The organism is Vulgatibacter incomptus, from assembly GCF_001263175.1.
Lineage (GTDB): Bacteria > Myxococcota > Myxococcia > Myxococcales > Vulgatibacteraceae > Vulgatibacter > Vulgatibacter incomptus.
Window position 1 is genome coordinate 2,547,153 of the sequence record NZ_CP012332.1, and the last position, 20,509, is coordinate 2,567,661.

Consider the following 20,509-nt stretch of genomic DNA (forward strand, 5'->3'; position numbering starts at 1 on the left):
CAGTGAAAATATCTTTAACTACAGGAATCGAGGACCGCGTTGGCGAAGGCAGCCTCGTCGTCTGGAGGCACGAGATTGACGCCAGTAGCGGGGCCAGATCGCTGGCAGGCCACGCGCCCTGCCGGCGGTTCGTAATCGCCTCCCGCTGCAACAGGAGCCCATCGAGCTCGCCGCGCACCCTTGCAAGGAAGATTCTCCAGTGGAAAGAGGGGCCGGGAGCTCACGATCGCGCCGCGCAATGACCGCTCGTCGACCCAGGACGGCGACGCGACTGTGCTCGCCCACGTCTAGATCAGCCGGAGACGACGGGAGCGACCACGGTCGGCTTCCTGTAGCGGGACAAGGATTAGCTCAACGGCTTTTAGCTCGAGCAGCGGCGCTGCGGCTAGGCCGAGGCGGCGGGCGCTCCCCGTGCGATTGTGCGGCGGATCGTGTCGGACGCCTGCCGAATCGCGCCGCGGGTCGCCGGTGTCTCGGCGAGCGGATCGAGCATCACGAAGTCGTGGATGGTCCCGAGACAGCGAGATGCCGTCACGGGAACGCCTGCTGCGGCGAGCTTGTGTGCGTAGGCCTCTACCTCGTCGCGGAGCACGTCGTTCTCGCCGAAGAGGATTAGCGCTGGCGGCAGGCCCTCGAGCTGATCGGGGGAGGCTCGCAGCGGAGAGGCGGTCGGGTCGGCGCCGTCGGATTCGCGAGCGAGGTAGTTGCCCCAGAACCACTTCATCCCTTCCCGCTCGAGGAAGTAACCGGACGCGTACTCCTTGTAAGAGCCCGTGTCGAAGCGATCGTCGGTCACCGGGTAGAAGAGGACTTGCAGGTCGATCTTCGGCCCCTTCCGCTCCTTCGCCATCATCGTGACGACGGTGGCCATGTTTCCGCCCACGCTGTCCCCGGCGACGACCAGGTGTGACGAATCGAGGCCGAGGGAGCCTCCGTTCTCCGCGATCCACTTCGTGGCCGCGTAGGCCTGCTCGTTCTGGACGGGATACTTCGCCTCGGGGGCGAGGGTGTATTCGACGAAGACGACGGCGGCGCCGGTTCGATTCGCGAGATCTCGAATCAGCCGGTCGTGGGTGTCCTTGCCGCCCAGCACCCAGCCGCCTCCATGGAAGTACATGATCGCGGGCAAGGCCCCCGTGGTGCCCTTTGGTCTCACGATCCGAACCGGGACGTCCCCGACGCCTGGACCGCAGGGCAGGGTCCGATCCTCGAACTCGACGGGGAGCTTCTCGTGATCGGTCTGGAGCTCGGAGAGCACCTTCCGGGCCTTCTCCGGCGTCAGCTCGTACAGGGGTTTTCCGCCAGCAGCGCGGAGCGTTTCCAGGAAGCTGCGCGTCGTCGGCTCGACGTTCGGATAGGCGTCACGGCCCATGCCTGCTCTCCTCTCCGCGAATGGTCGGGGCAAGCATAGGCACGTGGCGCGAGGCGACGCAGGAACGCAAACGGCCGTCGACGACGGTGAGCACGAATTCGTGCTCCACTCGCCGTCGGCGGCCGCGATCTTCGACGGGTAGGCGAAACCGAGGCTCCGTCCAGCCCTCGCTACCTCGTTACTTCGTCTTGGGCACCTTCTCCCAGTCGGCGAGGAACTTGGCGAGGCCGATGTCGGTGAGGGGATGCTTGGCGAGCTGCTCGATCACGGAGAGCGGACAGGTCGCGACGTCGGCGCCCAGGCGGGCGGCCTGGAGCACGTGGATCGGGTTGCGGACGCTGGCCACGAGGATCTCGGTGGCGAAGCCGTAGTTGTCGTAGATCTCGCGGATCTGCTGGATGAGCTCCATCCCGTCGAAGGAGATGTCGTCGAGGCGGCCGACGAAGGGCGAGATGTAGGTGGCGCCGGCCTTGGCGGCGAGGAGGGCCTGCGTGGCGCTGAAGCAGAGGGTGACGTTGGTCTTGATGCCCTCGGAGGAGAAGGTCTTCACGGCCTTCAGGCCCTCGACGATCAGCGGCACCTTCACGACGATGTTCGGGTGGATCTTCGCGAGCTCGCGGCCCTCGGCGACGATGCCCTCGTAGTCGGTGGAGACCACCTCGGCGGAGATGGGACCGTCGACGATCTCGCAGATCTCCTTGAGCACATCGAGGAAGGCGCGGCCGGTCTTGGCGACGAGCGAGGGGTTGGTGGTCACGCCGTCGAGCACGCCCATGGCGTTGGCCTTCTTGATCTCGGCGATGTCGGCGGTGTCGATGAAGAACTGCATGGAGATCTCCTTGATCGGCCCCGCAGACGGGCCGAGGTCGAAAAGTCGCGCTGCCTATACCACAAAGCCTCCGAGTGAACGAAAGGGGCCCGGGACGGGTCAAAAGGCCCTGCTCGCGCTGCCCCCGGTCTCCTGCCCGCTCGCTCCTCGTACGGGCGTCCGGGATTCGACAACGGGCGCCGGCGGGTGGTAGGAAGCGGCCACGATGGCCACTCGAAAGAACCCCTCGAAGACCGCTCCCAAGCCCAAGACCGTCCGTCCTTCGGCGCCGGCGCCCCGCCGGACCCGTCGCAAGCCGGAGAACTCCCCCTCGCCCCACGACCTCGTCGTCGCCGGACGTCGGGTGGTCGAGGCCGAGCTCGCGGCGATCCAGTCGCTGCGGCCGCGGATCGGCCACTCCTTCGCCAAGGCGGTGGAGCTGATCCTGGGCTGCACGGGGCGCCTCGTGGTGACCGGCCTGGGCAAGCCCGGCTTCGTGGCCCAGAAGATCTCGGCGACCTTCGCGTCGACCGGCACGCCCTCGCTCTACCTCCACCCCGCCGAGGCCCTCCACGGCGACCTCGGCCGGGTGACCCGCGACGACGTGGTGCTCGCCCTCTCGAACAGCGGCCGCACCGAGGAGATCGTGCGGCTGATGGGGCCGGTGGAACGGATCGGCGCCAAGGTGATCGTGATGACCGGCGACACCTCGTCGCCGCTGGCGGAGAAGGCGGACATCGTCCTCGACATCGGCAACGTCGAGGAGGCCTGCCCGCTCGGCCTCGCGCCCACCGCGTCGTCCACTGTCCTCCTGGTCCTCGGCGACGCCCTCGCGATGACGGTCCTCGAGAACCGCCCGTTCGGCAACGACGACTACGCGCTGATCCACCCGAGCGGCTCGCTCGGTAAGAAGGTGATGCGGGTGGCGGAGGCCATGCGCCAGGGCGACTCGAACCCCGTCGTCCGGGCGGACGAGCCCCTGGCGAAGGCGGTGGCGGTGATGACCCAGACGCCCGGGAAGCCTGGCGCGACCAACGTCGTCGACAAGCGCGGCCGCCTGGTGGGGATTTTCACCGACGGCGATCTGCGGCGGCTCTTCGAGCGCGGGCCGTCGGCGCTGGAGTGCACCGTGGGTGAGGTGATGTGTCACGAGCCCCGCACCGTGCACCCGGAGATGCTGGTGCTCGAGGCGGCGCAGGTGCTCCGCGACTCGCGGATCGACCAGGTGCCGGTCGTGGACGAGAAGCACCGCCCGGTGGGCCTCCTCGACGTCCAGGATCTGCTCGCGCTCAACTCGCTCTGAGCGGGAGGTCGCGGGCGTTGTCCCTGCGACCGACTCCTGGTCCACTCGGCCACCGCCCGGCCGCTCCTTGCGGGACGGCCGCTGCGTGCTCCACCTTGCCTTGGCGATCCCCGCGCCGATTCCGCGCGGCGCATCGACGGGCGCCCGGGGAAGGAGCGACCGCACATGCGAGTGGTGCACCACGACGGAATCGAGACGCGCAGGCCCGTAGCTTCGCTCCTTGCCGCCCTCGGACGGTCGGAGCTGCGGACCATCACGCAGAGCAAGACCGTCGACCAGGTCGGCCGGCCGGTCCAGATGCAGCTCAAGCGCTGGTCACGTCCTCCGGCTGCACAGCGGATCAAGGACTTCCTGAACGGCACCTGGCTAGGCCATCCCCTCCACCCCGCCATCACAGACGTTCCGATCGGCGCGTGGACCACAGCCGTCGCCCTCGACCTCGCTACGCTCGCGGGACGGAAGGACCTGGGCCGGGCGGCGCGGGCCGCGCTCCTCGTTGGGATCGTGGGCGCGGTCGGCTCGGCGCTCACGGGCCTCGCGGACTGGGCCGATACCCGCGACGAGCAGCGCCGCGTCGGTGTCGTCCACGCCCTGCTCAACACGATCGGCCTCGGCCTGCAGATCGGCTCGGTGGTCAAGCGGAGCTCGAGAAATGGCGGTGGGCGCGCGCTCACGGCCGCGGGCCTCGCGACCACAGCTGCTGCCGCTTGGCTCGGCGGCAACCTGGTCTTCTCCCAGGGGACCCAGGTCCAGCGCACCGCGTGGACCCGAGGGCCGCGCACGTTCACCCACGCGATGGACGACTCCGAGCTGGCAGCAGACAAGCCGACCCGCGCGGTGGTCGACGGCCTCCCCGTGATGCTCGTGCGGCACGAAGACGAGATCTTCGCCCTCCAGGACACCTGCGGCCACGCGGGCTGTCCGCTCTCCGGCGGTCAGGTGAAGGAGGGCGCGATCGTCTGCCCCTGCCACGGCTCGACCTACCGCCTCCGGGACGGCGCGGTGCTCCACGGCCCGGCGCCGTTCGCGCAGCCCGGCCTCGACGTCCGCGTCGAGGAGGGGCGGATCGAGGTCCGGAGCCGGCGCACCTAGCGCGTCGAACCGCTCGTCACAGCAGAGATCAGCCGCCTATTTCGCAGCCCCGCGGATGCAGTAATGGGTCTCGTTGAGGCCGCACTCCTCCCAGACGGGACACGTCGGACAGTTGCAGCTCAGCGTGGAGTCCAGGTCGTCGCACCTGGACTTGCCCACTGCCTCCGCGCAGTAGATCCCTTCGATCACCTTCGCTGGCGGCAGCTTCCCCGACGACCAATCGATGGAGGCGTTCTTCCCCTTGGCGCAGGCGCTCGAGAGGTAGACCGGGCAGCTTCCACACTGGCACCGCTTGATGTTCTCGAGCGTGAATTCGACCTTGGCCATCGCTCCTCCATTCGGCGCGATCGGCGCCCGCTGGAGCGACGGTTCCATGCGACCTGGGGAGCCGCAAACGACGCGAGCGGCGAGACTGTCGCCTACCGGCTCAGAGCGGACCGACGCGCCTCACGCCAGCCCGCTCCTCCTCGGGCCGCGCCTCGAGCCACTCCCGAACCGTGCGCCCCTCGAGGGTCAGGTCTGGGGCGAGCTCGGCGAGCGGCGCGAGGACGAAGCTCCGCTCGGTGATGCGCGGGTGCGGAAGGACGAGATCGCCGCGCTGGAGCGCGAGGCCGCCCTGCCAGAGCAGATCGAGATCCAGGGTGCGCGCGGTCCAGCGGGTGGCCGGATCGCGAACGCGGCCGAGCGCCGCCTCGATGCGGTGCAGCGCCGCGAGGTGTGCACGCGGCGTGAGACAGGCTTCAACCTCTGCGACCGCGTTGAGGTAGTCGGGCTGCGGAGGCCCCACAGCCGCCGTCTCCCAGACCTGCGAAGTCCGAAGGAGCCTCAGGCCGCGGGTGGCGTCGATCCGCTCACACGCGGCGCGGAGCATTGCCCGCCTGTCGCCGAGGTTGGAGCCCAGCGCCACGTAGGCGAGGACGCCGCGCATCCGAGCGTGCGTCACGAGCTCTCAGACCACCGGATTGGCGAGGGCGCCGATCCCGTCGATGACGACCTCGACCCGCTGCCCGGCAGTGAGCCTCGCGACGCCGGCAGGCGTACCGGTGGCGATCACGTCGCCGGGCTCCAAGGTCATCACGTGGGAGATGAACGAAAGCAGCTCCGCCGGGCCGAAGACCATGTCGCCGGTGTTGCCGTCCTGGCGCACTTCGCCGTCGACGAGGCAGCGGACGCCGAGGTTCGACGGATCGCTCCAGCCCTCGACGATCCACGGACCGATGGGGCAGAAGGTGTCGAAGCCCTTGGCGCGGGTGAACTGGGTCTCCGAGCGCTGGATGTCGCGAGCGGTCACGTCGTTCAGGCAGGTGAAGCCCGCGACGTAGGACGGCGCGTCCTCCGCCGAGACTGCGCGGCACCTCTTGCCGATCACCAGCGCGAGCTCGGCCTCGTGCTGCACGTCGGAGGAGACGGCGGGCAGGATGATGCATGCCTCGGGGCCGATCACGCTCGAGGCCGGCTTCAGGAAGATCAGCGGCTCCTGCGGCAGCGCGTTGCCGAGCTCCTTTGCGTGGGCCGCGTAGTTGCGCCCGACGCAGACCACCTTGGTCGGCTCGCAGGGGGCGACGAGCTCGAGGCCTCCCAGCTGCGTCCGCCTTCCCGCGGAAACTCCGCCCGACCACGGCGCGGCGGTGAGAACCTCGACTTCATTGCCGTCCCGGACCCTGCCGTAGTGGAGGGCGCCGCCCTCGTCAAAGCGAACGATGCGGTTCACGGCTTCGTCTCCTCTCCGGGAATGGGCTCGAAACCCAGGACGTGCTGCATGGTGTAGAGGCCCGGAGCGTGCCCGGCGAGCCAGAGAGCCGCGCGCACGGCGCCGCCGGCGAAGGCCTCGCGGCTGGACGCGCGGTGGGCCAGCTCGACCCGCTCGCCATCGGCGAGGAAGAGGACGGAGTGGTCGCCGACGACGTCGCCGCCGCGAACGGCGTGGATCCCGATTTCCCGTCGGGGCCGCGCGCCTACCTGCCCCTCCCGCCCGAAGTTGGCGACGTCGCCGAGGTCCTCTCCGCGGGCCCGGGCGACCGCCTCGGCGAGGCGGAGGGCCGAGCCGGAGGGCGCGTCCTTCTTGTGCCGGTGGTGAGCCTCGACGATCTCCACGTCGTAGCCTTCGCCGAGGACTTCGGTCGCCTGTGAGACCAGCCTGAACAGGAGGTTCATGCCGACCGACATGTTCGGCGCGAGCACGACCGGGATCTCCTTGGCGCCACGGGCGACCGCGGCCTGGGTCTCGGGATCCAGGCCGGTCGTGCCGATGACGATGGGGAGCTTCGCCCGAACGCAGGCGTCCACGTGCTCGGCGGTGGCCGAGGGGCTCGTGAAGTCGATGACGGCGTCGGCGCCCCGCGCGAGGGCCGCGTCCAGCGACTCCTCGACCGGCAGGCCGAGCTCCGCGGTGAGCCGCTGCGCGGGCCCGCCGGGGCGCGTGGTCCCGGCGAGGGCGCGGGTCGCCGAGGTCGAGCGGACGGCGCGGAGCAGCGCGTCTCCCATCCGTCCGCCGATGCCTGTGATGACGACGTTCACGACGACTCCGTTGGGTGGCGCGAAATGGGCCCGGCGGGATTAGCTCGCGAGGACCCCGAGGGAGCGGAGCGAGTCCTCCAGGAGCTTGCGGGTGCCGGCTGCGGCGGGGAGCAGCGGGAGCCGGACCTCGTCGGCGAAGAGCCCCTGCATGTGCAGCGCTGCCTTCACCGGGATCGGGTTGGACTCGACGAAGAGAGCCCGGTGGAGCGCGTTCATCGCCACCTGGATCCGCCCCGCCTCGGCGAGGTCGCCGGCCAGCGCCTTGTGCACGAGGTCGGCCATGTGCCGCGGCGCCACGTTGGCGCTCACGCTGATCACGCCCTTCCCGCCGGCGGCGATGAAGGGGAGCACCGTGAAGTCGTCGCCCGAGAGCAGCGTGAAGCGGTCGCCCACCTTCTCCCGGATGTCGATCACGCGCTGGAGGCTGGCGGTGGCTTCCTTCACCGCGACCACCTCCTCGACCTCCGCGAGGGCAACGTAGGTGTCGGGGAGGAGATCCACGCCCGTGCGTCCCGGCACGACGTAGGCGACGATCGGGAAGCCGGGCACCGCCTTCGCCACGGCCCGGTAGTGCTCCACGATCCCGGCCTGGGTGGGCTTGTTGTAGTAGGGCGTCACCACCAGGGCGCCGTCGGCGCCGGCGTCGCGGACCGCGGCGACGTTGCGGGCGGTCTGGGCGGTGGAGTTCGATCCCGCCCCGGCGATCACGGGCTTGCCGGCCTTGTGGCCCACCTCCACCGCGATGGCGACGCAGCGTCGCTGCTCGGCCTCGTCGAGGGTGGGCGTCTCGCCCGTGGTGCCGCAGGGCACCAGGCCGTCCGTGCCCTGGGCGAGCAGCGACTCACAGAGGGCTCGATAGGCCGCCTCGTCGAGGGCGCCTCCGCGAAACGGCGTCGCGAGCGCGACGAACGATCCAACGAGCTCGGGCTTGATCATGATCGCGCATCTCCACGCGAGGGCTCGGCCGCCCTCGCTCGTGTGTCCATGTCGTCCGCCGATATCCCAACGCGCTCCGAGAGCGCCGGGGACCTCATTCGCGGATCGGCTCCTCTTTGGGAGGCGCCTGCTCGACGGAGGGCGCGCCCTCGTCGGGCGCTGCGGGGACCTCCACGGGGCCCGGGAGACCTGGGGGGATCTCGCCTTCCTTACCGGTCCTGCCAGGCGGGTTCGCCGGCGCCGACGAGCCGATGGGGTTCGGGCTCGGGGAGGAAGGCGCCGGGAAGGCGTCGGGGCCCGGGATCTCGCATCCCGAACAGGGCGCCACGAGCTCTCCGCGCTTGGCGGCCGGAATCCCGGGAGGACGAGGCGGGGCCTTCACGCCGCAAGCCGCGAGCCCGGCGCCGAAGAGCAGGACCACGCAGGCGGGAAGGACCCTCCCCATCGCTAGTAGACCACGCCCAGGAAGAGGCGGACGGTCTGGGCCGACTTGGCGGAGATCACGCCGGCCGCGGGATTCGTGAAGTCCACGAGCTGGTCGAGGCCGGAGAGCGGGAAGAGCACGCCGTAGGCCAGCGACATGACGAAGCCGTCGTCCGAGAGGTAGTTGATCGCAGTGTCCAGCTCGACGCCGAGGGGCCGCGACTGGGTGGGCGTCGTGACCGATTCCGCGGCCTGCGAGTAGACGCCGGCGAAGTTCACGTCAAGGCCCGTGGTGATGTCGTATCGAATGCTGGGTCGCACATAGATCGCGTCGGTGACACCGCCCAGGATCTCGCGGAAGAGGATGAGGTCGACCCGGTAGTCGCGGTTGAAGCGGAAGTTGTTGATCGTGCGGTTCGGGCAGGCGGTGGGCCCGCAATTGAACTGGGGCCCGTCCCAATCGCCGCGCTGCGTGAAGCCGCCGGGAACGGTCGGATCGAGGCGGCCCGGGAAGTTGCCAAACCCCGGCGCGTTGCCGCCCGAGGCGTAGCCCAGCTCGAGACCGAGCGCGAGCTTGTCGTCCGCGAGCTTGAGCTCGTTCTGGAGCACCGCGCCGTACTGCGCGAGGGTCAGCTCCCGTACCTGTTCGCCGGCAATCGGGCCCGCCTCCAGCTCCGACGGCTCGACGTTGAACTTGCCATGGACCGTGACGAACTCGAACTCCAGACGATATTTCTTGTGGATCAGGCGGAACCAAACGTCCGGAGTGAGGGTCCAGGCGCGCCGAGCGACGAACGACGCAGGGTCGACGGTCCCGACCCCTTCCTGCGGCGCACCGCCTCCGGCGTTCCCGTTCCCGCTGCCGCCCACCGCGAGGAGCGGAGCGTCCCAGGTCTGGATGCGGTAGGCGAGGCGGAGGCCGTAGTTGACGAAGGTCTCCCGGCCCGCGGCCTGGAGCTTACGGATCTCGTCGTCCGAGTCGCGGCGCAGAATCGTGAGGATCCAATCCCGGGCGTCGTCCGCCTGGGTCCGATCGAAGGGCTGCGCGGTCGGGAACTGCGTGAACGGGTTGGCGCTGGTGGGCCCCTCGGAGACGAAATCGAGGGACGGCGCGATCACGTGGTTGAAGATCTTGGTCGCGAAGAGGACGCGGTCGACGGTGTTGCCGTGGTCGCAGTCGAGGCAGTTGCCGTCGTTGATGTTCATCCCGAGACCGAAGTCGTCGGCCATGCGGCCGAAGCGCAGCTCGCCCACGGGGGTACGGACCTCGGCCCACACGCGCTTCGCCGTGATCGAGTCGGTGATCGAGTTGAAGCCGAACCGCGGCGGCCCCTGGCCGTCCGAGCCGATGTTCCACGGATTGCGCTGGTTCCCCGTGCCGGCGGAGAACCCGGCGTTCGGCGTCGAGCCCCAGACCAGGTTGTCGAAGACGTCGACCTGCGCCTTGAGGCGGACGTCCTCGCTCACGTTCAGCGTGGGGTTGATCCGCAGCCGCATGTTCGTGGTCGCCTGGGTGTGGCGGTCCGTGTTCTGCGGATCGATCGGGAAGATGCCGTTGCCCGACGGGTCCAGGCCGGTGTCCATGTCGAAGCGATAGAAGAGGTCGCCGCGGGTGCGGAAGTAGCCGTTCACCTCGAAGAGATCGAGCTTGGGGCGCACCTCCTGCCACTCGTCGCTCCACTCCTGGGCGGCGCCCGCCGACGTCACGGCGGCGCGGACCTCGTCCCGCATCTCCTCCTTGGCCGCGTCGAGCTTCTCCTGCATCTCGCCCTGGAGCTGCCGGCGGATCTCCTCGCGGATCGCCTCGCGCTCGGCCGCCGAGAGCGTCGATCCGCTCGTTCCGGGCGCCGTGTTCGCCGGAGGCGGCGCCGGCGGCGGCGAAACCTGCGTCTGGGCGAGCGCGGGTGCGGCGGAGGCGGTCAGGATGAGCGCGAGCGTCGAGATCGCAGGGAGACGGGTCATGAAGGCCCTCCAGGCCGGAAAGGGCCGAGGAACGCGGGTCGTATCAACCCCCGCGCTGCGGTGTCAATCAACGAAACCAGTTGGTTTGCTCACGTCGGCGACGCGCGGTAGCGTGCCAGCCGTGGGATTGATCTGGTTTCTGCTCCTCGCGCTCGGGCTCGTCGCGGCCGCCATGGGCGGCGACATCGGCGGCTTCACCTCCGGCGCCATCGACGGCGCCGCCTCGGCGATCACGCTCGCGATCGGCCTCGCCGGGATGCTGGCCCTGTGGATGGGCGTCCTCCGCGTCGCCGAAGAGGCCGGCCTCACCAGGCACCTCGCCGCCCTCGTCCGACCCGTGATGTGCCGGCTCTTCCCCGACGTGCCCCGCGATCACCCGGCCATGTCGGCGATGGTGCTCAACGTGGCGGCCAACATGCTGGGCCTCGGCAACGCCGCCACGCCCTTCGGCCTCAAGGCGATGGAGGAGCTCCAGACCCTCAATCCCCGGCGGGACACGGCCACCGACTCGATGATCCTCTTCCTGGTGATCAACGCCAGCAGCGTCCAGCTCGTGCCCGCCACGGTGGTGGCCCTCCGAACGGCAGGCGGCGCGGCGGATCCCACCTCCGTCGTCGGCCCCACCCTCCTCGCCACTGCGGTCTCCACCACCGTGGGCGTGGTCGCCGCGAAGCTCCTCGCCCGCGCGCGCCTCTTCCGGGCCCCCGCCCAGGCCGGGCTGGAGGGCTGATGTCGCTCCTCGCGCAGGTCCTCGAGGCGATCTCCCGCTGGACCATCCCCGTGATCCTCGTGGGCGTCCCCGGCTACGCCCTCGCCAAGCGGGTGAAGGTCTACCCCGCCTTCGTCGCCGGCGCGAAGGAGGGCCTCGAGATCGCCTTCCGGATCGTGCCCTTCCTCGTGGCGATCCTCGCCGCGGTGGGCGCCTTCCGCGGCGCCGGCGCCATGGATCGGCTCTCGTCCTGGCTGGAGCCCGTGCTCGCGCCCCTGGGGATCCCGGCCTCGGTGCTCCCCCTCTTCCTCGTGCGGCCCCTCTCGGGGAGCGGCGCCAACGGCCTCCTCGCCGACCTCATCCGGAGCGAGGGCCCGGACAGCCTCGCCTCCCTGATCGGCGCGGTGGCCAGCGGCGCCACCGAGACCACCTTCTACGTCCTGGCCGTCTACTTCGGCGCCGTCGGGATCACCCGCTTCCGGCACGCCATCCCAGCGGCGGTCCTCGCCGAGGCAGCCGGGATCGCCGCCTCCATCGCGATCGTCCGCCTCGTCTTCGGCTCCTAGGGATACTCTCCTCCCGATGCTCCTCGACCTCGTAGGCGACAGACGGCTGGTGATCTGCAGCGGCGCCGGCGGCGTCGGCAAGACCACCACGTCGGCGGCGATCGCCCTCGCCGCTGCACGATCGGGGCGGCGCGCAGTGGTGCTCACCATCGATCCCGCGAAGCGCCTGGCCGACGCCCTCGGGCTCCCCTCGCTCCCGAGCGAGCCCGAGCCCGTACCCCGCGAGCTCCTCGACGCGGCGGGCGTTCCCCCGGAGGGCTCCCTCCACGCGCTGATGCTCGATCCGAAGGCGACCTTCGACGAGCTCGTGCGCCGGCTCAACGCCCCCGCGGAGGCCCAGCGGATCCTCTCGAATCGGATGTACCAGAACGTCTCGGAGCTCCTGGCCGGCCTCCAGGAGTACGCGGCGGAGGAGAAGCTCCACCAGCTCGGCTCCGATCCGCGCTTCGACGTGGTCGTCGTGGACACGCCTCCCACCCGGAACGCCCTCGACTTCCTCGAGGCGCCGAACAAGCTCTCGCGCTTCCTGGACGAGCGGGTGCTCAAGTGGTTCGCGCCCCAGGAGCCCAAGCGCTTCGGCTTCCTGCAGCGGACGGGGAAGGTGGTGGGCGGCGTCCTGGGGAAGGTCTTCGGCGAGTCCTTCACCGAGGAGCTCGGCGGCTTCCTCGGTGCCCTTGGCGGGATGACCGCGACCTTCCGTAGCCACGCGGAGGAGGTCCGGCGCATGCTCGCCTCTCCCGGCGCGGTCTTCCTGCTGGTCACGGCGCCGGAAGCGGCGGCCTTGGACGACGCGCTCTTCTTCCGGCACAAGCTCGCCGAGCTCGGCCTCCCCTTCGGCGGCTACGTCGTGAACCGCCTCCTCCCCGAGCGCCCACCGCCCACCGAGTCGGAGCGCCAGGCCACCGAGGCCGCGCTCGTGCACGAGCTGGGCGAGGAGAAGGCGCGCGCCCTCCTCCAGCGCCTTGAGGCCTCATATGGGCAGGAGCGGGCGAGGGCGCTTCTCGAGAGGGCCATGCTCGACCGCCTGCAGGCCCAGGGCAGCGCGAAGGTCGTCGGGATCCCCCGCCTCGAAGGGGAGATCGCCGATCTGCCCGGCCTCGCCCAGCTCGATCGCCTGGCCTTCGTGCCCTGATCCCGGCTTGCGAGGATCGCGCCTGCGCGGGTAGGGTCGTCGCGCATGCATCGCCCCTCCTACGTGATCGTCGCCGTCGTCTTCGCCGTCCTCCTTGCAGCCTCCGGCTGCTCCAGCGCGGAGGATCGCGCGGCCAAGGCCCGGATCTTCTCCCCCGAGGACCCGCCCAAGGTCCTTCAGGCGGCGGCGCAGACCCTGGACGCCCGCAAGCTCGACCGCGATCCCGCCGGCCTCGACCGGATCCTCTCCATCCCTGCAGCCGAGGCCGTCGCGCGCATCGGACCCCACGTCCAGGACGCGAAGGTGAGCTTCCGGTGGAGCCGGTCGGACAAGGACGTGAAGCTCTCCGAGGAGCGCCACGTCGCGCTCGGCCCCGACGGCGACTTCCACGTTCGAATCGAGAACGACGAACGCCAGGGCATGGAGTGGATCAAGCTGGACGGCGTCTCGTACACCCGCTCGCGCTACGGGCGCTTCCGCGAGCGGCGGCGCGACCGAGGGTCGTCGGAGCACGTGGTCGCCTCGGCCTACGACTCCCTCGCCACCTTCCACGACCTGGTCCACGGGGCGATGAAGCTCTCGCCGAAGGGCGAGGGGACGGTGGAGGGCCGAAAGGTCGTCCAGTACACGGTGAGCCTCGGCGAGCCCCGCAAGGACGAGGGCGAGGCCGCCCTGCCGCCGGTGGTCTTCCCCAAGAACGGCCCTGATTCGGACACCACCCTCCGCCTCGCGGCAGCGAAGGAGGGACGCCCCTCGGCGGCCTCCGGCACGCTGCGGATCGACGCCGAGACCGGGGTTCCCCTGGGTGCGGATCTCGAGGCCACGCTGGTCGTCCCCGCCGCCGAGGGCAGGCCCGAGGCCCACCTGGAGCTCTCGATCCACCTGGAGGTCCGGGGAGTCGGGAAGGACCCGAAGATCGCGGTCCCGGAGCACCTCGACGACGCGCCGCGGCCGCCCGGCGTGGTCGCAACCCTCCGGGCCTACGGCCTCGAGAAGGCGCCCGAGAAGCCCGAGGCTGCGGAACCCGCGGACGAGGACTGAAAGGTCGCGGAGCCACGCAAAGGCGCGTCGCGCGAAGCGCGGATGAAGGAATCGCGCCCGCTTCGAGCGCGACCGATTTTTTTCACAGGCTCAGAGCTGTCCAGAAGTCCGCACGCGGGGGCGATTTCTGGACACGCGTCGATTCGCCGGGGTTGACTGGTCAACGGGAACGGGAACGCGCATCCGTCGCGAGGGCGCACCTGTGCCTACGTTGGCATTCAGCCAACCACAATGTCGGAAAAATTGACCACCGAGGAATCGCGGGTAGCCTACCATCATTCTTTCTTCTCGAGGTGAACTGTGAGCGGGACTCAGCGTAAAGGTGGAAGCCGAATTTCGACCGAGGAGCGCCAGGGCGCGATCACCGTGTCGGAGGCCCTCACCACGCGCTCCGACCACCTTTCCTCCGAGGAGGAGCGGGTCATCCGCGGGCTTCGCGGCATCCCCGCCGCCCGCGGAACCCGCCTAGAGGCCAAGGCCTCCGGCACGATGCTGGACGAGCTCCACGTCATGGAGCTCGAGATCCGCCGCCGCTACCAGGCCCACCTCGCCCGGCCGCAGCCGCAGGCCTCCGCCGCGAAGGACAGCCTGATCCGCGCGCTGCGCGAGAAGAAGTAGCCGAGGTCCGACGATTCGCCGCATCAAGCTCGTTGCCGCCCCGAGGACGAGGGCGAGAGGCTGGACCGCTTCCTCGCGAACCGAGGCGGTGTCTCGCGTGGCGAGGCACGCCGCGCCCTCGAGCGGGGCGGCGTCTACCTGGACAACACCCGCTGCCGGATCGCGTCGAAGACGCTGCGCGCCGGCCAGAGCGTCGAGGTCGTCCTGGAAGAAGCCGGGCGGGTTCAGCAGGCGCCTGCGGCACCACTCGCCGTCCTCTTCGAGGATGACGCCGTCCTCGCAGTGAACAAGCCCGCTGGTGTCCCGTCCCAGGCCGCCGCGTCCGGCGACGTCGGCACCCTCCCCTGGCTCGTGGCGCGACACCTCCGGCTCAAGCCCTCCGAGGTGCCCACGATCCACCGCCTCGACCGTGACACCTCCGGCGTCGTGATCTTCGGAAAGACCCGGGGCGCCGTGCGCGCGCTCTCCGCGGCCTTCCGCGAAGGGACGGCCCACAAGGAATACGTCGCGGTCGTCTCGGGGAGACTAGAGGGCTCGGGCCGGATCGACGGCGCGCTCGCGCCCTCCCCTACGCGGCGGGGCTCCTTCGAGGTTCGCGAAGGTGGCCTGCCCGCGGCGACGCGGTGGGAGGCAATCGGCCATCTGGACGATGTCGCGACCGCCATTCGGCTCTTCCCCGAGACGGGACGGACGCACCAGCTCCGCGTCCACCTCTCGCACCTGGGCCATCCGATCGTGGGCGACGCCCGCTACGGTGGACCCGCCCGTGCGGGCCCCATCCAGCCGCCGCGGATGCTCCTCCACGCCAGGGCCCTCGCCCTCCCCCATCCGAAGACGGGAGCGCTCCTGCGGATCGAGGCGCCCGCGCCGGCCGACCTCTCGGAAGCGCTCTCGCTCATCTCCCGAGCCGAAGGCGAGCAGACGTAAAGGGAGCGCCCTCGCGCGAAGCGCGAGCTGAAGGCATTGGACCCGCTCCAGCGGGGCCGATGCCTTCACACGCTCCGCGCCTTTTTCGCTTGAATCGCCTTCGAAGTGATGGATATGCCTTGCGACACTCAGCGGGCACTTCTGCCCGCGTCCGGTTGCTCCGGTTGAGAGGAGAGACATCATGGCCGAAGAGCGCGAGATGCTGCTCGTCCAGTCCAAGGTTCGGGAAGTAATCAAGGCGAAGGGTGGCGAGCAGGGAGTTCGGACCAGCGAGGACTTCCTCACCGGCCTGAACGACGTCGTCCATGCCGCGATCGACAAGGCGATCGAGCGGGCCAAGAAGAACGGCCGCGCGACGCTCCGCGACTACGACCTCTAGGATGGCTTCGCGATCCCCTAGCGGGATCGCTGATTCGAGCCGCCGCGTCGTGCCAGGTGCACGGCTCGGCGGCTCGACTCGTTTCTCCCGGAGCGTCAGCCCCGAAGCCCGGTCGCGAGCCAAAGGCTCGATTCCGGGTTCAGGGCTCGGAGAGCAGCCGCGCCCGGGCCGCCCTGCCGTCGATCGCCGCGGCGAGGAGCCCCTCGGGATCGCTCTCGGCCAGATCGGCCAGCCGGCGGAGCTCGTCGGCGACCACGCGGACCGCTGCCGGCGCGAAGGGGTTGGCGCCGACCGCCGCGGCCATCGCCTCCGCCGAGAGACCGGCGGGACGAAGCGCCTCCGCGAAGGTCTTGGCCATCAGGCGCTCGGCGCCGTCGAGGGCGCCGGCGATCCGGATCAACGCCAGCGAGGCCAGATAGGGCGCGTGCGCCGTCGCCGCGATGAGGCGGTCGTGCTCGTCCGCCGGGATCACCACCGGCCTCGCCCCGATCGCCGCCCAGACCGTTCCCACACCGGCTGCGAGGCTCTCCTGCCCCGGCCGCGGGCAGAGCGCCACCGGCCGCCCGACGAAGAGATCCGCCTTCCCGTTCGACCCGGGCTCGCCTGCGACCAGCGGATGCCCGCCCACGTGGCGGACGCCGGGCAGGTGCTGCTCCACCAGGGAGGCGACGGCCCCCTTCACCGGCGAGAGGTCCGTGACGATCGCCTCCGGCCCGAGGTGGGGCCCGAGGAGGGGAAGAACCTCCGGCAAGGTGCCCAGCGGGACGCAGAGGAAGACGAGGCCGCAGGGAGTGAGCGACGGCCCGGGCGTCTCGTCGGCCACTCCCACGAGCCGATCCTGGAGGGCCTGGGCGCGGGCCTTCGGATCCGGCTCGATCGCGACGATCGGGGACTCCGGAAACGCCCGGCCGATGGCCTTCACCAGGGCCGTGCCGAGCTGGCCGAGGCCGACGACCGCGAACGGCGGCTTCGGAGGGGTGGCGTTCATGGAGATGGCTCCGTCGTCGGGGTGCCCGCTTCCGGCTCGGGGTCGGGCGCCTGCACGTCGTCGTTCGACGCGAGGACGACCGGGCGCAGCCGCCGCCGCCGCTTGACGCGGACGTGGGCGATCACCCGCAAGCCGCCGTCGACGCCCGCCTCCCAGAAGATCGGGATCCCGGTCAAGCCGAGCTCGGCCAGGGCCCGGAGGGGAGGCTCGCATCCGTCGGGGATCCGGACCCGCGCCGCCACCACCGCTGCGGGCGGAAGGCGGTTCTCGGCGAGGAGCGCGGCGCAGAGCTTCGCGACGGAGGCCTCGACGCCCGCTCCCTCCACCGGCCCGTCGCCCTGGATCGCTGCCAGCAAGGACATGGCGTCGACCCTACCATGGCCGCCCATCCGGGGCGAAAGCCTCGGCTCGCAACCCCTCAGAGGAAGAACGAGAGGGTGAAGCTGAAGATCCGGTCGCTCGACTCCCCCTTGCGGAGGCTCTGGACGTAGGCGAACTCGATTCCGGCCCGGTCGGAGATGAAGCCGAAGCCCCCCGAGACATAGTTCCGATCCTCGCGCTCCAGGCGCTTGAAGCCGGCGCGGATCGGCATGAAGTCGTCGAAGAGGTACTCGCCGCCGGCGTGCCAGGCGATCCCGGTGTCCGCCTGGGAGACGTCCCAGACCGTGTCGAAGGCCAGGCGGAAGGAGGTGTCGGTCCCCACCGCGATGCCGGCGCCCAGCTTGCGCGGGGCCTCGGGGCTGTCGATGTCGATCACGTTGTAGGCCGCGCCGCCGATCGAGATGAAGTCCACCGGCCGGATCAGCAGCCCGAGATCCCCGGTGACCGCGTTGGCGTGCCGGGGGTCAGAGAAGCCGAGGTACTTGATGCCGAAGCCGAAGGCCACGCGGGATGCCAGGGGCACGCCGAAGCCGAGGTGCGCGATCGAGCCCGACACCTCGCCCTGGGCGGCGTCGCCCTTCAGGTGGGTATAGGCGAGGCCGGTGGCGAGGCGGGTGCTCTTCGAATCGACGATCGAGCCGTTGATGCGGGAGAGGTCGTTGCCGGGATCGAAGGCGTAGACGAGGTCGATCTCGTATTTGTGGGCCTGCGCCAACCCCGCGAGGTTGAAGTAGATCGCCTCGTTGGACGAGGCGACGGCGATGAAGGCGTCGCCCATCCCCAGCGCGCGGGTCCCGGAGAGGTCCTGGGCGTTCGGCGTCGGGATCGTGGACGCCCGGGAGGGGGAGGCGGCGAGGAGCAGCAGGGCTGCGGCGGGCAGGGAGCGGACCAGCTTGCGCATCGTCTGTAGTCTACCAGACAGATGGCCGCTCGATGCTCCAGCGCGCGCGAAGCCGAAGGCGGAGCAAACGAAAAAGGAGCGGTTCCGCGCGAAGCGCGGCTGAAGAAATGGGGCCCGCTTCAGCGGGACCGATTTCTTCAAACGCTCAGAGCGCGAGGGACTCGAAGCCCGGGAGGAACTGCATCACGACTCCCATCTTGCCCGTGACCAGCAGGACGCCGAACGCGGTGAGGAGCGCGCCGCCCGTCCTCTCGACCCAGGGCAGCCAGGGCCGGATCCGGCTCGAGGCCGCGAGGAAGCGCTGGAGCGCCGCCGCGGAGACGATGAAGGGGATCGCGAGGCCCACGGCGTAGCCCGAGAGGAGCAGGACGCCGTGCCCGATGGTGCCGTCGGCTGCGGCCAGGGTGAGCACGCCGCCGAGGAGCGGCCCCACGCAGGGCGACCAGCCGAAGCCGAAGGCGAGGCCGACCAGGAGCGCGCCGAAGAAGCCCTTCGGGCTCGGCAGCTTCTGGAACCGCGCCTCCCGGAAGAAGAGCGAGACGCGCAGGATCCCGAGGAGGTGCAGGCCGAAGAGGATCACCAGCGCGCCTCCGGCGAGGTCGAGCCAGCGGCGGTGCTCGCCGAGGAGCTGGCCGAAGGTGGAGGCCGTCGCGCCGAGAGCCACGAAGACGAGGCCGAAGCCGAGCGAGAAGGCCGCAGCGCGCCCGATCGCCTTCCCCCTCGCGCCTTCCGCGTCGCCGGCGGACGAGCCGGTGAGGAAGGAGAGGTAGCCTGGGACGAGGGGAAAGACGCAGGGGGAGAGAAACGAGAGTGCCCCTGCGAAAACGGCGGCGGGTAGCGAGATCGAGGTCATCGGCGGTCGGCTCCTGGTTGCATCAGGAAGGACACGACCCGCCTCCCGGAAGGTTCCGCACGATCACCCGCTCGCCGCGATCGAGCACATCGCGTCGCCCGGCATCGCGCCGACCATGAGCCACGGCGAGTCGTCCCCGCCGGGGATCACGCAAACCGTCTGTCCGTCGCGCGCCTGCACGCAGCCGCTGCGGCTCTTCTCGCACGCCGCCGCCACCCCGCTCCCCTTGGGCGGCAGGTAGACGGAGACCGCGCGATCGCCGGCCCGGTAGACCACCGCCGCCGTCTCTTCGCCCAGCAGCGAGCAGCGCCTCGCGCCGATGAGTGTGGCGCCCGCCAGCATGGGGACCTCCACCTCGTGGCCCAGGGCCGTGCTCAGCCAGGCGGAGAGCTCGGAAGGGTCCTGACTCTCGACCTGGCATCCGGTCCCATCACCCACGGTGAAGGCACGGATGTGGTTCGCGACGGCGTCCTCCGCCAGGGCGCGAGAAGGCGAGCCGGTCTCCGGCGCAATCACCATCACGGCGAGCGCGGCGGCCATGGCCGCGAGGCCGGCCACGGCCCGCGAGAGGTGCCGCTTTGCGGGCGCCAACGACGGAGGTGCGAGCGATCGCGCGCGGCGCGCGAGCCGGCGAGTCCCGCCCGGCGCCGGCGCGCTGGTTTCGCCGCCGGCCTTGAGACCGCGCAAGGTCGCCGCCAGCGTGGACGATGGGGCCTCGCGGGCCAAGGGCAGAGATCGTAGGGCCGCGTCGAGGGCCTCCAGCTTCTCCAGCCGGCCGCGGCAACGGTCACAGCGGCGGAGGTGCGCCGCGTGCTCGCGGCCAGCCTCGCCATCCACCATTGCGCTCAGCACCTCGTCGGAGACGCAGCTCATCTCTCACCTCCTGCGGCAACAGCCTTCGTTTCCAGCGCTTCGATCATCGCTACCCGCGCCCGCGACAGCCGGGAGCGGACCGTCCCCACCGGGGTCTCCATCGCCTCGGCGATCTCCTCGTACGAGAGGTCTTCCACCGAGCGGAGCCAGAGCACCGTCGCCTGCTCCTCGGGGAGCTGGCGCAGGGCCAGGAGCAGCTCGTCGCTCAGGGCGCCGTCCTGGAGCTCCCGCTCGAGGTCCCCGCGGGGCTCCTCGTCGGTTCCCCGGGTGTCGGAGAGCACCAGCAGGTGGGGCCGCGCGTCCCTCACGCGGTTCAGGTGGAGGTTGCGGACCGTCGCCAGGATCCAGCCGCGGATCCGCTCCGGCTCCCGGAGCGAGCCCCGGCGCTCGAACGCGCGGATCAGGGCCTCCTGGGCCAGATCCTCGGCGTCCGACCGAGTGCGGCATAACCGCCGGGCCAGCCGATGGAGCACCGGAAGGTGCGGCTCGATCAGGCGAGCGAAGTCGCTTGGCTTCACGTTTTCCCAGGTCCGAACGATCGTCGACGAGGCCGGCACCGGGGTCGGAGCCGGCCGTTCGATCGGGAGGACACGCCAACCCTCCCGGAAGTTCCCCGACGCGAAACGAGCGTCGGGCGCACGCCCAGGACGGCGCCCGGCGGACCCTGGGGCCGAGAGTTCGTGAAGAAATTCACGAACTCTCGCGAGGCGGAGCCGAGCAAACGAAAA

24 protein-coding genes are annotated in these 20,509 nt (G+C 70.5%); 9 read left to right on the forward strand and 15 right to left on the reverse strand.

Features of this window, described 5'->3' with window-relative positions; genetic code table 11:
- Positions 1-385: 385 nt before the first annotated feature.
- Both AKJ08_RS10540 and fsa read right to left on the reverse strand, forming a co-directional pair.
- Positions 386-1,372: an alpha/beta hydrolase gene (locus AKJ08_RS10540; RefSeq protein WP_050726032.1), complete on the reverse strand. Its 987-nt coding sequence runs from the start codon at positions 1,370-1,372 to the stop codon at positions 386-388.
- Between the two features lie 178 nt (positions 1,373-1,550).
- On the reverse strand, positions 1,551-2,201 hold the full coding sequence (gene fsa / locus AKJ08_RS10545) for a fructose-6-phosphate aldolase (RefSeq protein ID WP_050726033.1): 651 nt from the start codon (positions 2,199-2,201) through the stop codon (positions 1,551-1,553).
- A gap of 205 nt (positions 2,202-2,406) precedes the next feature.
- On the opposite strand from fsa, the gene AKJ08_RS10550 reads away from it, so the two are divergent.
- Both AKJ08_RS10550 and AKJ08_RS10555 read left to right on the forward strand, forming a co-directional pair.
- Positions 2,407-3,483: a KpsF/GutQ family sugar-phosphate isomerase gene (locus AKJ08_RS10550; protein WP_050726034.1), complete on the forward strand. Its 1,077-nt coding sequence runs from the start codon at positions 2,407-2,409 to the stop codon at positions 3,481-3,483.
- 165 nt (positions 3,484-3,648) lie between these two features.
- Positions 3,649-4,575, forward strand: coding sequence for a Rieske (2Fe-2S) protein (locus tag AKJ08_RS10555; RefSeq protein WP_050726035.1), 927 nt, complete (start codon positions 3,649-3,651; stop codon positions 4,573-4,575).
- A gap of 36 nt (positions 4,576-4,611) precedes the next feature.
- Here the strand turns inward: AKJ08_RS10555 and AKJ08_RS10560 are convergent, their stop codons facing one another.
- The 7 genes from AKJ08_RS10560 to AKJ08_RS10590 all read right to left on the reverse strand — a co-directional run bounded on the left by AKJ08_RS10560 (position 4,612) and on the right by AKJ08_RS10590 (position 10,413).
- On the reverse strand, positions 4,612-4,902 hold the full coding sequence (locus AKJ08_RS10560) for a DUF2769 domain-containing protein (RefSeq protein ID WP_050726036.1): 291 nt from the start codon (positions 4,900-4,902) through the stop codon (positions 4,612-4,614).
- 100 nt (positions 4,903-5,002) lie between these two features.
- The gene (gene folK / locus AKJ08_RS10565; protein WP_240475291.1) at positions 5,003-5,518 is read right to left on the reverse strand and encodes a 2-amino-4-hydroxy-6-hydroxymethyldihydropteridine diphosphokinase; all 516 of its coding nucleotides are present in this window, start codon (positions 5,516-5,518) and stop codon (positions 5,003-5,005) included.
- Positions 5,519-5,524: 6 nt separating this feature from the next.
- Positions 5,525-6,286 (reverse strand): fumarylacetoacetate hydrolase family protein, encoded by a 762-nt coding sequence (locus tag AKJ08_RS10570; protein ID WP_050726038.1) that lies wholly within the window; start codon positions 6,284-6,286, stop codon positions 5,525-5,527.
- Positions 6,283-7,092: a 4-hydroxy-tetrahydrodipicolinate reductase gene (gene dapB, locus AKJ08_RS10575; RefSeq protein ID WP_276202164.1), complete on the reverse strand. Its 810-nt coding sequence runs from the start codon at positions 7,090-7,092 to the stop codon at positions 6,283-6,285. Before dapB ends, AKJ08_RS10570 begins: the two co-directional genes overlap by 4 nt.
- A gap of 39 nt (positions 7,093-7,131) precedes the next feature.
- The gene (gene dapA, locus AKJ08_RS10580) at positions 7,132-8,028 is read right to left on the reverse strand and encodes a 4-hydroxy-tetrahydrodipicolinate synthase (RefSeq protein ID WP_050726039.1); all 897 of its coding nucleotides are present in this window, start codon (positions 8,026-8,028) and stop codon (positions 7,132-7,134) included.
- A gap of 94 nt (positions 8,029-8,122) precedes the next feature.
- Positions 8,123-8,473, reverse strand: a complete 351-nt coding sequence (locus AKJ08_RS10585) for a hypothetical protein (RefSeq protein WP_050726040.1) — start codon at positions 8,471-8,473, stop codon at positions 8,123-8,125.
- Between the two features lie 2 nt (positions 8,474-8,475).
- The gene (locus tag AKJ08_RS10590) at positions 8,476-10,413 is read right to left on the reverse strand and encodes a TIGR04551 family protein (RefSeq protein WP_050726041.1); all 1,938 of its coding nucleotides are present in this window, start codon (positions 10,411-10,413) and stop codon (positions 8,476-8,478) included.
- Positions 10,414-10,534: 121 nt separating this feature from the next.
- Here AKJ08_RS10590 and AKJ08_RS20130 point away from each other — a divergent pair, with 121 nt between their 5' ends.
- The 7 genes from AKJ08_RS20130 (at position 10,535) to AKJ08_RS10625 (ending at position 15,785) form a co-directional block, all read left to right on the forward strand.
- Positions 10,535-11,143, forward strand: coding sequence for a nucleoside recognition domain-containing protein (locus AKJ08_RS20130; protein WP_050727525.1), 609 nt, complete (start codon positions 10,535-10,537; stop codon positions 11,141-11,143).
- A complete protein-coding gene (locus tag AKJ08_RS20135) occupies positions 11,143-11,688 on the forward strand; it encodes a spore maturation protein (protein WP_050726042.1) in 546 nt (181 codons plus the stop codon). Before AKJ08_RS20130 ends, AKJ08_RS20135 begins: the two co-directional genes overlap by 1 nt.
- Before the next feature lie 16 nt (positions 11,689-11,704).
- The gene (locus tag AKJ08_RS10605; RefSeq protein ID WP_050726043.1) at positions 11,705-12,820 is read left to right on the forward strand and encodes an ArsA family ATPase; all 1,116 of its coding nucleotides are present in this window, start codon (positions 11,705-11,707) and stop codon (positions 12,818-12,820) included.
- 45 nt (positions 12,821-12,865) lie between these two features.
- On the forward strand, positions 12,866-13,861 hold the full coding sequence (locus AKJ08_RS10610; protein ID WP_050726044.1) for a hypothetical protein: 996 nt from the start codon (positions 12,866-12,868) through the stop codon (positions 13,859-13,861).
- Positions 13,862-14,161: 300 nt separating this feature from the next.
- Positions 14,162-14,479 carry a hypothetical protein gene (locus tag AKJ08_RS19300; protein WP_157370612.1) on the forward strand — a complete coding sequence of 106 codons (318 nt, stop codon included), beginning with the start codon at positions 14,162-14,164 and terminating at the stop codon, positions 14,477-14,479.
- Between the two features lie 60 nt (positions 14,480-14,539).
- Entirely contained in the window at positions 14,540-15,406 is an 867-nt protein-coding gene (locus AKJ08_RS10620) for an RluA family pseudouridine synthase (RefSeq protein ID WP_082343056.1), read from the forward strand.
- Between the two features lie 181 nt (positions 15,407-15,587).
- Entirely contained in the window at positions 15,588-15,785 is a 198-nt protein-coding gene (locus tag AKJ08_RS10625; RefSeq protein WP_050726047.1) for a hypothetical protein, read from the forward strand.
- Between the two features lie 139 nt (positions 15,786-15,924).
- Here the strand turns inward: AKJ08_RS10625 and AKJ08_RS10630 are convergent, their stop codons facing one another.
- From AKJ08_RS10630 to AKJ08_RS10655, 6 genes are all read right to left on the reverse strand, one after another.
- Positions 15,925-16,773: a prephenate dehydrogenase gene (locus AKJ08_RS10630; RefSeq protein WP_050726048.1), complete on the reverse strand. Its 849-nt coding sequence runs from the start codon at positions 16,771-16,773 to the stop codon at positions 15,925-15,927.
- Complete coding sequence (locus AKJ08_RS19815) at positions 16,770-17,135, reverse strand: hypothetical protein (RefSeq protein ID WP_050726049.1); 366 nt, start codon at positions 17,133-17,135, stop codon at positions 16,770-16,772. Before AKJ08_RS19815 ends, AKJ08_RS10630 begins: the two co-directional genes overlap by 4 nt.
- A 56-nt stretch (positions 17,136-17,191) precedes the next feature.
- Positions 17,192-18,055 (reverse strand): PorV/PorQ family protein, encoded by an 864-nt coding sequence (locus AKJ08_RS10640; protein WP_050726050.1) that lies wholly within the window; start codon positions 18,053-18,055, stop codon positions 17,192-17,194.
- A gap of 145 nt (positions 18,056-18,200) precedes the next feature.
- Positions 18,201-18,908 (reverse strand): cytochrome c biogenesis CcdA family protein, encoded by a 708-nt coding sequence (locus AKJ08_RS10645; protein ID WP_050726051.1) that lies wholly within the window; start codon positions 18,906-18,908, stop codon positions 18,201-18,203.
- A 63-nt stretch (positions 18,909-18,971) separates the two neighbouring features.
- Positions 18,972-19,781, reverse strand: a complete 810-nt coding sequence (locus tag AKJ08_RS10650; RefSeq protein WP_050726052.1) for an anti-sigma factor family protein — start codon at positions 19,779-19,781, stop codon at positions 18,972-18,974.
- On the reverse strand, positions 19,778-20,299 hold the full coding sequence (locus tag AKJ08_RS10655; protein WP_050727526.1) for an RNA polymerase sigma factor: 522 nt from the start codon (positions 20,297-20,299) through the stop codon (positions 19,778-19,780). The genes AKJ08_RS10650 and AKJ08_RS10655 overlap by 4 nt, the downstream gene beginning before the upstream one ends.
- Between the last annotated feature and the right edge of the window lie 210 nt (positions 20,300-20,509).

Excerpts from the sequence above, each read along its gene's own strand:
- AKJ08_RS10540 (WP_050726032.1), bottom strand. The coding sequence starts at position 1,372 with ATGGGCCGTGACGCCTATCCGAACGTCGAGCCGACGACGCGCAGCTTC.
- fsa (WP_050726033.1), bottom strand. The coding sequence starts at position 2,201 with ATGCAGTTCTTCATCGACACCGCCGACATCGCCGAGATCAAGAAGGCC.
- AKJ08_RS10550 (WP_050726034.1), top strand. The coding sequence starts at position 2,407 with ATGGCCACTCGAAAGAACCCCTCGAAGACCGCTCCCAAGCCCAAGACC.
- AKJ08_RS10555 (WP_050726035.1), top strand. The coding sequence starts at position 3,649 with ATGCGAGTGGTGCACCACGACGGAATCGAGACGCGCAGGCCCGTAGCT.
- AKJ08_RS10560 (WP_050726036.1), bottom strand. The coding sequence starts at position 4,902 with ATGGCCAAGGTCGAATTCACGCTCGAGAACATCAAGCGGTGCCAGTGT.
- dapA (WP_050726039.1), bottom strand. The coding sequence starts at position 8,028 with ATGATCAAGCCCGAGCTCGTTGGATCGTTCGTCGCGCTCGCGACGCCG.
- AKJ08_RS10585 (WP_050726040.1), bottom strand. The coding sequence starts at position 8,473 with ATGGGGAGGGTCCTTCCCGCCTGCGTGGTCCTGCTCTTCGGCGCCGGG.
- AKJ08_RS10590 (WP_050726041.1), bottom strand. The coding sequence starts at position 10,413 with ATGACCCGTCTCCCTGCGATCTCGACGCTCGCGCTCATCCTGACCGCC.
- AKJ08_RS20135 (WP_050726042.1), top strand. The coding sequence starts at position 11,143 with ATGTCGCTCCTCGCGCAGGTCCTCGAGGCGATCTCCCGCTGGACCATC.
- AKJ08_RS10605 (WP_050726043.1), top strand. The coding sequence starts at position 11,705 with ATGCTCCTCGACCTCGTAGGCGACAGACGGCTGGTGATCTGCAGCGGC.
- AKJ08_RS10610 (WP_050726044.1), top strand. The coding sequence starts at position 12,866 with ATGCATCGCCCCTCCTACGTGATCGTCGCCGTCGTCTTCGCCGTCCTC.
- AKJ08_RS10625 (WP_050726047.1), top strand. The coding sequence starts at position 15,588 with ATGGCCGAAGAGCGCGAGATGCTGCTCGTCCAGTCCAAGGTTCGGGAA.
- AKJ08_RS10630 (WP_050726048.1), bottom strand. The coding sequence starts at position 16,773 with ATGAACGCCACCCCTCCGAAGCCGCCGTTCGCGGTCGTCGGCCTCGGC.
- AKJ08_RS19815 (WP_050726049.1), bottom strand. The coding sequence starts at position 17,135 with ATGTCCTTGCTGGCAGCGATCCAGGGCGACGGGCCGGTGGAGGGAGCG.
- AKJ08_RS10640 (WP_050726050.1), bottom strand. The coding sequence starts at position 18,055 with ATGCGCAAGCTGGTCCGCTCCCTGCCCGCCGCAGCCCTGCTGCTCCTC.
- AKJ08_RS10645 (WP_050726051.1), bottom strand. The coding sequence starts at position 18,908 with ATGACCTCGATCTCGCTACCCGCCGCCGTTTTCGCAGGGGCACTCTCG.
- AKJ08_RS10650 (WP_050726052.1), bottom strand. The coding sequence starts at position 19,781 with ATGAGCTGCGTCTCCGACGAGGTGCTGAGCGCAATGGTGGATGGCGAG.